Annotated in this window: 12 protein-coding genes; 2 read left to right on the top strand and 10 right to left on the bottom strand. The window is 65.4% G+C overall.

All coding sequences use genetic code 11. The features are described 5' to 3' along the window. Window positions 1–21: 21 nt before the first annotated feature. The gene (gene nudE, locus ABM562_RS20145) at window positions 22–579 is read left to right on the top strand and encodes an ADP compounds hydrolase NudE (RefSeq protein ID WP_115087504.1); all 558 of its coding nucleotides are present in this window, start codon (window positions 22–24) and stop codon (window positions 577–579) included. Between the two features lie 147 nt (window positions 580–726). Here the strand turns inward: nudE and dmpG are convergent, their stop codons facing one another. From dmpG to ABM562_RS20165, 4 genes are read right to left on the bottom strand one after another with little or no spacing between them, the layout of a single operon-like run. Continuing rightward, a complete protein-coding gene (dmpG, locus tag ABM562_RS20150; protein ID WP_115087505.1) occupies window positions 727–1,761 on the bottom strand; it encodes a 4-hydroxy-2-oxovalerate aldolase in 1,035 nt (344 codons plus the stop codon). 13 nt (window positions 1,762–1,774) lie between these two features. Continuing rightward, window positions 1,775–2,683, bottom strand: a complete 909-nt coding sequence (locus ABM562_RS20155; RefSeq protein ID WP_115087506.1) for an acetaldehyde dehydrogenase (acetylating) — start codon at window positions 2,681–2,683, stop codon at window positions 1,775–1,777. Between the two features lie 18 nt (window positions 2,684–2,701). Beyond that, window positions 2,702–3,493: a fumarylacetoacetate hydrolase family protein gene (locus ABM562_RS20160; protein WP_115087507.1), complete on the bottom strand. Its 792-nt coding sequence runs from the start codon at window positions 3,491–3,493 to the stop codon at window positions 2,702–2,704. Continuing rightward, window positions 3,490–4,317, bottom strand: coding sequence for an alpha/beta fold hydrolase (locus tag ABM562_RS20165; RefSeq protein WP_115087508.1), 828 nt, complete (start codon window positions 4,315–4,317; stop codon window positions 3,490–3,492). The genes ABM562_RS20160 and ABM562_RS20165 overlap by 4 nt, the downstream gene beginning before the upstream one ends. A gap of 154 nt (window positions 4,318–4,471) precedes the next feature. Here ABM562_RS20165 and ABM562_RS20170 point away from each other — a divergent pair, with 154 nt between their 5' ends. Then, window positions 4,472–5,245 (top strand): SDR family oxidoreductase, encoded by a 774-nt coding sequence (locus ABM562_RS20170; protein ID WP_115087509.1) that lies wholly within the window; start codon window positions 4,472–4,474, stop codon window positions 5,243–5,245. 51 nt (window positions 5,246–5,296) lie between these two features. Here ABM562_RS20170 and ABM562_RS20175 read toward each other — a convergent pair whose 3' ends face one another. Genes ABM562_RS20175 through ABM562_RS20200 form a run of 6 tightly spaced genes read right to left on the bottom strand, consistent with a single transcriptional unit; the run spans window position 5,297 to window position 10,538 of the window. Next, window positions 5,297–5,692: a steroid Delta-isomerase gene (locus ABM562_RS20175; RefSeq protein WP_258579067.1), complete on the bottom strand. Its 396-nt coding sequence runs from the start codon at window positions 5,690–5,692 to the stop codon at window positions 5,297–5,299. 2 nt (window positions 5,693–5,694) lie between these two features. Further along, entirely contained in the window at window positions 5,695–6,897 is a 1,203-nt protein-coding gene (locus ABM562_RS20180) for an acetyl-CoA C-acyltransferase (protein WP_258579066.1), read from the bottom strand. A gap of 24 nt (window positions 6,898–6,921) precedes the next feature. Next, window positions 6,922–7,380, bottom strand: a complete 459-nt coding sequence (locus ABM562_RS20185) for a MaoC family dehydratase (RefSeq protein WP_460423085.1) — start codon at window positions 7,378–7,380, stop codon at window positions 6,922–6,924. A 2-nt stretch (window positions 7,381–7,382) separates the two neighbouring features. Further along, window positions 7,383–8,165, bottom strand: coding sequence for an SDR family oxidoreductase (locus ABM562_RS20190; protein ID WP_233674311.1), 783 nt, complete (start codon window positions 8,163–8,165; stop codon window positions 7,383–7,385). 16 nt (window positions 8,166–8,181) lie between these two features. Further along, window positions 8,182–9,369, bottom strand: coding sequence for an acyl-CoA dehydrogenase family protein (locus tag ABM562_RS20195; protein WP_460423087.1), 1,188 nt, complete (start codon window positions 9,367–9,369; stop codon window positions 8,182–8,184). After that, complete coding sequence (locus ABM562_RS20200; protein ID WP_460423088.1) at window positions 9,366–10,538, bottom strand: acyl-CoA dehydrogenase family protein; 1,173 nt, start codon at window positions 10,536–10,538, stop codon at window positions 9,366–9,368. The genes ABM562_RS20195 and ABM562_RS20200 overlap by 4 nt, the downstream gene beginning before the upstream one ends. Window positions 10,539–10,905 lie beyond the last annotated feature (367 nt).

A 10,905-nucleotide genomic window follows, 5' to 3' on the forward strand; every position in this document is an offset into this window, starting at 1 on the left:
CGTCACCGCGTGGGCCTGCATATGCGTAATTGTCCGACCATCCTCAAGACCGAACTGCTGGCTGAAAGCAGCCATTTCCAGATCGAAGCCCTGCACCTGCAATTCAGCAATGGCCAGCGGCGCATCTACGAACGTTTGCGCGGTACCGGCTACCGCTCGGTGATGCTGGTGGCGATGCCCGATCCCGAGCATGTGCTGATGGTGCGCGAGTACGCCGTGGGTGTAGAGGGCACCATCCTCGGGCTGCCCAAGGGCGGTGCCGAAGCGGATGAAAGCTACCTGCAGGCGGCGCAGCGCGAGCTGTGCGAAGAAGTCGGCCTGCGCGCGGCACGGCTGACCGAACTGGGCGAACTGACCCTGGCACCGGGGCATTTGTGTCATCGTTATCGCGTGGTACTGGCCCAGGACCTGAGCCCTTGTGCCCTGGACGGAGATGAGCCCGAGCCGCTGGAATGCATCAAGGTACCGCTGGCGCAGATCCCGGAACGGGTGGCCAGTGGGGAGTTGCATGAGGCCCGGGCGATTGCTGCGTTGTTCATGGCCATGGGGGCCTGTGGGAGCGGGCTTGACCCGCGATGAGGCCGGGGCAGCCTGCGCAGCAAGGAGTTGTCTGAACTACGAGCGCTATGCGCTCGATCGCTGGCAAGGCCAGCTCCCACAGGTTCAGCGCTGTACTCAGATCCATTGTGGGAGCCGGCCTTGCCGGCGATGAAGCCAGCGCGCCTCTCAGGTCGGCATCACCCCACGCGCCCGCGACAGGGTCAGGGCCAGGTCTTCGATCATGTCTTCCTGACCGCCCACCGTGCCCCGCCGCCCTAGCTCTACCAGCAAGTCCCGCGCGGCAATGCCGTACTTGAGCTCGGCACGCTTGGCAAACAACAGGAACGAACTGTAGACCCCGGCATAACCCAGGGTCAGGGCATCACGGTCGAGACGAATGGGTTGGTCCATCATCGGCACCACCAGGTCCTCGGCCACGTCCATGATTCGGTACAGGTCCACGCCGCTGCTCACGCCCATGCGCTCCAGCACGGCGACGAACACTTCCAGCGGCGTGTTGCCCGCCCCCGCTCCCAGCCCGGCAACCGAGCCGTCGATGCGCACGGCGCCGGCCTCGATAGCCGCCAGTGAGTTGGCAATCGCCATGCCCAGGTTGTGGTGGCCATGAAAACCGACTTCGGTGCTGGCATTCAAACCGGCACGCAACAGGCCAATCTTCTCGCTGACTTCAGCCGGCAGCATGTAGCCCGCGGAGTCGGTGCAGTAGATGCAGTTGGCGCCGTAGCTTTCCATCAGCCGCGCCTGTTCCAGCAGTTTTTCCGCGCTGACCATGTGCGCCATCATCAGGAAACCGACGGTGTCCAGGCCCATCTTCGCCGCCATGCCGATGTGCTGGCCGGAAACATCCGCTTCGGTGCAGTGGGTCGCCACACGAATGGTCGAGACGCCATGTTCATGGGCCATTTTCAGGTGATCAAGGGTGCCGATTCCCGGTAGCAGCAAGGCCGACACCTTGGCCTGTTTGAGCCTGGGGATCACCGCCGCGAAGTATTCCTCATCGCTGTGGGCAGGAAATCCGTAGTTCAGCGAAGCCCCACCCAGGCCATCGCCATGGGTGATTTCAATCAGCGGCACACCGGCCGCATCCAGGCCGCTGGCCACCGCGATCATCTGCTCCAGGCTGATCTGGTGACGTTTGGCGTGCATCCCGTCGCGCAGGCTCATGTCGTGCAGACGGACGCTTTTACCTTGCAGATTCATGGCAGTTCTCCACTCAACGGACGGGCAATTGCAGGGTGCCCTTGTGGGCTTCTTCGGCAAACATCTCGGCAGTGCGCAAACCCGCAGCGGTCATGATGTCGAGGTTGCCGGCGGACTTGGGCAGGAAATCGCCGAGGCCTTCGACCTCGATGAAGATCGACACCTTGCGGCCATCGAAAATCGGCCCGTTGATCAGCTTGTAGCCGGGCACGTAGCGCTGCACTTCCTTGACCATGCTCAGCACCGAAGCGCGGATGGCCTCGCGGTCGGGCTCCTCGTCGGTCAGGCAGTGGATGGTGTCACGCATCATCAGCGGCGGCTCGGCCGGGTTGATGACGATGATCGCCTTGCCGCGCCGGGCGCCACCGATCTGCTCGACGGCACCGGCGGTGGTGCGGGTGAATTCGTCGATGTTCTGCCGGGTGCCCGGGCCCACCGAGCCGGAAGACACCGTGGCGACGATCTCGCCATAGGCCACCGACTGGATGCGCGACACCGCCGCGACCATGGGGATGGTCGCCTGGCCACCGCAGGTGACCATGTTGACGTTCATCGCCAGCGTCGCCGCATGCTGCTTGAGGTTGACCGGCGGCACGCAGAACGGCCCGATGGCCGCCGGCGTGAGGTCGACCATGATCACCCCCAGCGCGTTGAGCTTGCGGCTGTTGTGCGCATGCACATAGGCCGAAGTGGCATCGAAGGCGATACGAATATCATCGTCGAGTACGTGCGGCAGCAACCCGTCCAGGCCGTCGGCGGTGGTCTTCACGCCCAGTTCGCGGGCGCGCTTGAGGCCTTCGGACTGTGGGTCGACACCGACCATCCACACCGGTTCGATCCACTCGGAGCGACACATTTTCATCAGCAAATCCGTGCCGATGTTACCCGGCCCGATAATGGCCGCTTTCAGTTTCTTGCTCATTCGCGTCAACCTCGCAGGTCAGGCACAGAACGACACCCGGGCGCTGCCCAGGCCGTCGATGGTCAGGGAGAACTGGTCGCCGGCCCTGGCAGGCTCCAACGGCACCAGCGAGCCGGAAAGGATGATTTCCCCGGCCTTGAACGGGATGCCGAAGGCGCCCAGGGTGTTGGCCAGCCAGGCCACCGCAGTCAGCGGGTTGCCCTGCACCGCCGAGCCGAGGCCTTCGCTGATCAGCTCGCCGTTCTTGAACACCTGCATGCGCAGGTTGGGCAGGTCGAGCTGGCGCGGATCGACCTGGCTGTCACCGAGCACGAAAACCCCGCAGGAGGCGTTGTCGGCGACGGTGTCCTGGATGCGGATACGCCAGTCCTGGATGCGTGAATCGACGATCTCGAAACACGGCATGACGTACTCGGTCGCCGCCAGTACGTCGGCCTCGGTGACGCCGGGGCCGACCAGGTCATGCTTGAGCTTGAAGGCGATCTCGCCTTCGGCGCGCGGCTGGATCAGGCGATTGGCGCTCAGGGAAATCTGCGCGTCATCGGCAAAGGCCATCTGCTCGGTGATAAAACCGAAATCCGGCTGGTGCACATCGAGCATGCGCTGCACCGCCGCCGAGGTGACGCCGATCTTCTTGCCGACGATGCGGTCACCCGCCGCCACCCGCCGCTCGATGCTGTAGAGCGAGATATGGTAGGCATCCTCGATGCTGATCTGCGCCCAACGCTCGCTCAACGGCACCAGGGTGCTGCCGCTGCACAGGGCCTGGTACAGCTCTTCGCCATACTGGCGATGCAAATGCTCGCTCATGCCCGTGCCTCCGCGAGGAACGCCAGGCATTCGCGGTTGAACAGTTCGCGGTGCTCGACCATCACCCAGTGCCCGCATTCACTGAGCAGCACGAAGCGAATCCGGCTGCAGGCGGCAAGCAGGGTCTGCGCGCCGGAAGCCGGGCAGAACTTGTCGTTCATGCCCCAGAAGCCGAGGATCGGGCACTGCAGCGCAGGCAAGCGCGACGCCAGATTGGGTACCTGCATGCTCGACAGTACGCAGGTCGGCTGCTGGCCCACCACCGCGACGCGCTCGGCCACGGTTTCGTCGCTGATCAGCGCCGGGTCGAACAGTTGCAGGCTGAGCAGGCGGCGCATGCCGGCGGCATCGTTGAGCTCGCCGTTGGCAAAGGCGGCGCCCATCTTCTGGATGCCTTCCATTTGCAGGTAGTACTGCTCCTTGTCCATCAGCCCACCTGGGGCCATGAGCACCAGCCGGCTGACCCGCTGCGGCTGGTCCAGCGCCAGCTTGATGGCGATGGCACCGCCCAGGGAGTTGCCGATCAGTACGCAGCGCTGGATATCCAGGGCATCGAGCAACCCGCCCAGGGCACTGACGAAAAAGTCCAGGCTATAGACCGTTTGCGGCTTGCTCGAAGCGCCGTAACCGGGCAGGTCGGGGACAATCACCCGATACCCGGCCGCGGCGAATGCCGGGTAGTTCTGTTTGAAGTTGCTATGCCCGCTGGCGCCCGGGCCGCTGCCGTGGATGAACACCACCGCCTCGCCCGTGCCAACGTCCTGGTAATGCAGCTGCAAACCATCGGGCAGCGTTACCACGTGCCCTTGCGCTGATGCGCCCATGAGGTGTCCTCCCGGCTTGTTGTTGTACCGGGATTATTGAGATCGGCCGCCGCGCCAACATCGTCCGACAGGACTACTAGTCCCTTCGGACGTTGGCCCCTGCCCGTGCGCTGCCTAGCATCCAGCTCATTACTGTGGCGAACACGAGGCAGGCATGCACGACCCTATGGATTTTCGCGGCAAGGTGGTTCTGGTCACCGGTGGTGGCAAAGGTGTGGGCCGCGGCATCAGCCGGCGCTTTCTCGAGTGCGGCGCCGAGGTGGTGATCTGCGGGCGCCAGGCGCCTGCCACATTGCCTGCCAGCGCCGGGCGCGAGGCGCTGTTCCTGGCCTGCGACGTGCGGGACATCGAGCAGGTCCAGCAGATGATGGTGGCGATCGTCGAGCGCTTCGGCCGCCTTGACGTGCTAATCAACAACGCCGGTGGCGCCCCCTATGCCGAAGCCGCCAGCGCCTCGCCGCGCTTCAGCGAATCGATCATCCGCCTGAACCTGCTGGCGCCGCTGAACCTCAGTCAGCAGGCCAACCGCATCATGCAGGCCCAGGCCGACGGCGGCAGCATCATCAATATCTGCAGCGTCAGCGCCACCCGCCCTTCCCCCGGCACTGCCGCCTACGGCGCGGCCAAGGCCGGCTTGCTCAACCTGAGCCGCTCGCTGGCGGTAGAGTGGGCACCCAAGGTACGGGTCAACGCCGTCACCGCCGGGCTGATCCTCACCGAGCAGGCAGCCCTGCACTATGGTGATGAAGGCGACCTGGCCGAGGTCGCGGCGACCATCCCGCTGCAACGCCTGGCCAGCCCCGAAGACATCGGTGACAGCTGCCTGTACCTGGCCTCGTCACTGGCCCGTTATGTCAGCGGCGCCGACATTGCCGTGCATGGTGGCGGCGAGCGCCCGGCGTTTCTCGACGCGGCAAAGTCGCAGTAAGCGCTGCCTCCCGCAAGGCCACACCCCGGTGGGGTGGGCCTTGCCTGAGCCCTACTGCGGCTCGCGCACGCTGAGGTTGACCTCGCTCCAGTAGGCTTGCATCGTCTGGATCCGGCCGTGCTCATCAAAGCGCATCACATCGATGACATCCAGTGCACAGGGCTGGCCGTTCCAGACCATCTCGACGCGAAACGGCATCGCCCCGCAGCCGTTATGGCTGGCCCGTACCGGCCCGGTCAGGCAGGCGCGGACCTTGCCCCCGCCCAAACCCTGGCGATAGAACGCGGCAATCTGCTCGCGGCCGTGGATCGGCGGCTGGCCAAACGGGTCTTCGACCGTGGCGTCATCGGCGTACATCTGCACGATCGCCTCGATATCCCCGGCATCGACCAGCTCGATGTAACGGGCCATCAGGCCCTGGACTTCCTGCGCAGTCGGTAGGTTCATGCTCAAGCCACCTCGAACAATGCAGCGGCGCCCATGCCACCGCCAATACACATGCTTACCACCACATAGCGCACGCCGCGGCGCTTGCCCTCGATCAGGGCGTGGCCAACCATGCGCGCACCCGACATGCCAAACGGGTGGCCGATGGCAATCGCCCCGCCGTTGACGTTCAGGCGCTGGTTGTCGATACCCAGAGTATCGCGGCAGTACAAAACCTGGCTGGCGAAGGCTTCATTGAGCTCCCACAGGCCAATGTCCTCGACCCTCAGGCCATGGCGCTTGAGCAGTTTGGGAATGGCGTAGACCGGGCCGATGCCCATCTCATCGGCATTGCAACCGGCCACCGCCAGGCCACGATAGATACCCAGCGGTGCGAGGCCGCGTTGTTCGGCCAGCTTGGCGCTCATCAACACCGAGGCCGATGCGCCGTCAGACAGCTGCGAGGCGTTGCCGGCAGTGATGAAACGCCCGGGCTCGGTCCACTGCCCGCCCTGCCACACCGGCTCCAGCGCGGTGAGGCTGGCCAGGGTGGTGTCGGCGCGATTGCATTCGTCGTGCAGCAAGGTCACGGTCTCGAAGCGGGTCTCGCCGCTGGCCTTGTCGACGATCGCCTTGCGTGTGCTCAGCGGCGCCAGTTCCAGGTCGAACAGGCCAGCGGCTTGCGCCTGGGCGGTGCGCATCTGGCTCTGCAAGGCATAGGCATCCTGCTCGTGGCGCGACACGCCGTAGCGCTGGGCAACGATTTCGCCGGTTTCGATCATCGGGATGTACGCCTGCGGGTCGCGCTCAAGCACGGCGCTGGACTGATTGCGGTAGAGGTTCTTGTGCTTGTTCTGCACCAGCGAGATCGACTCCAGGCCGCCGGCAACGGCGATGTCGATTTCATTGCAGATAATGCCCTTGGCCGCCAGGGCAATGCTCATCAGGCCCGAGGCGCACTGGCGCTCGACGGCCATCCCGGCCACCGACGACGGCAGGCCGCCGGCAATCGCGCACAAGCGCCCGAGGTTGTAGCCCTGGGTGCCCTGCTGGGCGGCGGCGCCGATGATCACATCATCGACCTGGTCGGCCTCGATGCCCGCGCGCCGTACGGCCTCGCGCAGCACATGGCCGCCGAGAGCAGGCGCTTCGGTGTCGTTGAAAGCACCGCGAAAGGCCTTGCCGATCGGCGTGCGGGCGGTAGAAACGATAACGGCTTCATTCATGTTCAAGTGCTCCGATGCCTGGATTCAGGCGGGGTAATAACGGCTGATGGTGTCGACCACACAACCCGGGCGCTGCTGGCCCTCGATTTCGACGCTGACGCGGATCACCGCCTGCACGCCGCCACTGACCTGCTCGGCGCTGATCAGCTGGGCATTGCCCCGCACCCGCGAACCCACCGGCACCACGCTGGGAAAACGCACGCGTTCGCAGCCATAGTTGACGCCCATGGCGATGCCGCGCACGTCGACGATCTGCGGCAGGAACAGGTTGACCAGGGCCAGGCTCAGGTAGCCGTGGGCGATGCAGGCGCCAAACGGGCCGCTGGCGGCGCGCTGCGGGTCGACATGAATCCACTGGTGATCGCCACTGGCCTCGGCGAACAGGTCGATGCGCGCCTGGTCGATGAGCAGCCAGTCGCTGACGCCCAGCACCTCGCCGAGGGCTTCGTGCAAGGCGTGCGGCGTGTCGAATATGCGCGTCATGCTCAGGCCCTCTGGCTGGAAACCGACAGCACTTCGCCGGTCATGTACGAGCTGTAGTCGCTGGCCAGGAACATCATCACGTTGGCCACCTCCCAGACTTCGGCGGCGCGACCGAAGGCTTCGTTGGCCGCCAGCTGTTCAAGCACTGCCTGGGGTGCGGAGCGGGCGAGAAAATCATGCAGGGCGATACTCGGGCTGACCGCATTGATGCGGATACCGTGGCTGGCCGCCTCGACCGCCGCGCAACGGGTCAGGGCCATGACCCCGGCCTTGGCCGCGGCGTAGTGCGATTGCTCCTTCTGCGCGCGCCAGCCGAGCACCGAGGCGTTGTTGACGATGACCCCGGCGCGGCGCTCCATCATCTTCGGCAACATCGCGCGGGTCATGCGCATGGTGCCGGTGAGGGTGACGTCGAGCACCCGCTGCCACTCCTGGTCGGGCATGTCGACCAGCGCCCGTGAGCCGCCGAGGCCGGCGTTGTTGATCAGCACATCAACGCCGTGCAGGTCGCGCTCGGCGCAGCTGACCAAGTGCTGCACCTGGGCTTCGTCGGTGACGTTGCACAGCACGCCAGATACCTCGGCAAGCCCGGTGGCCTGGCGAATCTTGCCCACCGCCTCGTACAGGCGGCCTTCGTGGATATCACTGATCATCAAAGCCCGGCAGCCCTCTTCGGCGGCACGCAAGGCGGCGGAAAAACCGATACCGGAACCGGCCGCCGCAGTGATCAGCACGGACTTGCCGCGCAACAGGCCATGGCCCGCTACATAGTTGGGGGTGGACATCGACTAACTCCTTCGGTCAGGGACGCAGGCGCGGTTCTTTGGGCATGCCCAGGGCGCGCTCGGCGATGATGTTGCGCTGGATCTCGTTGCTGCCGCCGTACAGGGTGTCGGCGCGACTGAACAGGTACAGCGATTGCAGCCGGGTGAGCTGGTAGGGCGCGGCCTCGAGCAGTTCGGCGTCGGGGCCGAGCACGTCCATGGCCAGCTTGCCGAGGTTGGCGTGCCAGCTGGACCAGAACAGCTTGTAGATGGTCGCCTCCTTGCGCAGCGCGCCGTCCTGGGCACCGGAGAGCATGCGCAGCGAGTTGTAGCGCATGATCCGCAAGCCGCACCAGGCTTCGGCCAGGCGCTGGCGCAGCAGCGGGTCGCGGGCTGCGCCATTGGCCTTGGCGATGGTGATGACCTCGTTCAGTTCGTTGGCAAACTGCATCTGCTGACCGAGGGTCGAGACCCCGCGCTCGAAGCCGAGCAAGGCCATGGCGATCTTCCAGCCGTCACCCGGCTGGCCGATGAGGTTGGCGGCATCGGTGCTGGCGTTGTCGAAGAACACTTCGTTGAATTCCGAGGTACCGGTCATCTGCTCGATCGGCCGCACGCTGATGCCGGCCTGGGCCATCGGCACCAGCAGGAACGACAGGCCGCGATGGCCGACGCTGCCAGGCTCCGTGCGGGCGATCACGAAGCACCAGTCCGACTCGTGGGCCAGCGAGGTCCAGACCTTCTGGCCGTTGATCACCCATCTGCCGTGTTCAAGACTGGCGCGGGTCTTGACGTTGGCAAGATCGGAGCCTGCGCTTGGTTCCGAGTAGCCCTGGCACCAAAACTGCGTGCCGCTGACGATGCCGGGCAGCAGGCGGCGCCTTTGCTCGTCGTTGCCGAAGGCGGCGATGGTCGGCCCGGCCAAGCCTTCGCCGATATGACCCATGCGCCCGGGGCCGCCGGCGCGGGCGTACTCTTCATGGAAGATCACCTGCTGGCTGATCGACAGGTCCCGGCCGCCATGCTCCGGCGCCCAGCCGACACAGGTCCAGCGGCCTTCGGCCAGCTTGCGCTCCCAGGCTTTGCGCTGCTGCGGGTACATGTGTTCGTCGCCCGGACCACCGCGAAAGCGCAGGGGCTCGAACTCACCGCAAAGGTTGCCGGCCAGCCAGTCGGCGACCTCCTGACGAAAGCGCTCGTCCTGTTCACTGAAACTGATTTTCATGGCTGCTCTCCGATGATCAGCGTGGCGATCTGCTGCAGATGCCAGGCCGGTGCGCCGAGGTAGCTCTCGCTGGCGCGGGCACGCTTGAAATACAGGTGTGGGTCGTATTCCCAGGTGAAACCGACGCCGCCATGCAGCTGGATCGACTCCGCCGCACAGTGAAAATAGCTTTGCGAGCACTGCGCCTTGGCCAGGGCGGCGGCCAGCGGCAGCTCGGCGGCCACCTGCGGGTCGCCCTGCGGGTCGAGCACTTCCTGGGCCACACAGGCGGCGTAGTAGCTGGCCGAGCGTGCGCACTCGACCTGCAGCATCATGTCGGCGGCGCGGTGCTTGAGGGCCTGAAAGCTGGCGATCGGGCGGCCGAACTGCTGGCGCTCCTGCATATACGCGACGCTCAGGTCGAGGACCTGCTGGGCCCCGCCGACCTGCTCTGCGGCAAGACCAATGCAGGCCAACTGCAGCACCTTGTGCAAGGCCGGCCAAGCGTTGCCGACCTCACCCAGCAGTGCCTCGGGGCCCAGATAGACGCGGTTGAACTGCAGGCGCGCCAGGCGCCGGGTCTGGTCCATGGTCGGCAGCCACTGGCGCTCGATGCCTTCGCGGCCGGCCTCGACGGCAAACAGGCTGATCCCGCTCTCATTGGTGCTGCCCGGAGTACGGGCAGCAACGATCAACAAGCCGGCGCAGTCGCCGTCGATCACCTGGCCGAACAGGCCATCGACGACAAAGCCCTCGCCTTCGGCGCTGGCCGTGGCCTGGATATCCTCCGCGCCCCAGCCGCTGCCGCGAGTGAACGCCAGGGTGGCGGTGAGGCGGCCCTCGGCAATGGGCGCAAGCCAGGTGTTTTTCTGCGCCTCGTCAGCGGTCAGCAGCAAAGCGGGTGTGGCCAGGCAGGCGGTGGCGAAGAACGGTGAGCAGAACAACCGCCGGCCCATCTGTTCGAGCAGGATGTTCAGCTCGACAAAGCCCAGGCCCAGGCCACCGTAGGCCTCGGGGATGTGAATCGCCGGCCAGTACATCTCGGTGCACAGGCGCTGCCAGAGGGCCGGGTCGTAGCCTTTTTCGCTGCCCATGGCCGCGCGCACGGCGGCGCAATTGGAGACATCGGCGAGAAAGCCCTCGGCCGAAGTACGGATCATTTCCTGTTCGTCGCTGAATGCAAATTCCATCGCGGCGCCTTTTACTCGTCTGGCGGATGTACCGGCGAGTGTGGCCAGATGCGTTGGCGGCAGAATCGTTTGCCTCGCCTAGTCCGTATGGCCGATGTGCCTGGATTGCAGCCGATCGCGGGTCAAGCCCGCTCCCACTGGATTGGCAGTGCCCTCAAGGTTGGTGCGGGACCTGTGGGAGCTGGCTTGCCAGCGATGGGGCCAGTACTGCCGGCACATCAGGTGGCGGCTGGATTGCGACCGCTGCGCGCTCGATCGCCGGCAAGTCCGGCTCCCACTGGATTGGCAGTGCCCTCAAGGTTGGTGCGGGACCTGTGGGAGCTGGCTTGAACTGGTCAACAGATTTTGGACACCGGTTTAGGTTCAT

Source organism: Pseudomonas sp. ZL2 (genome assembly GCF_054788455.1).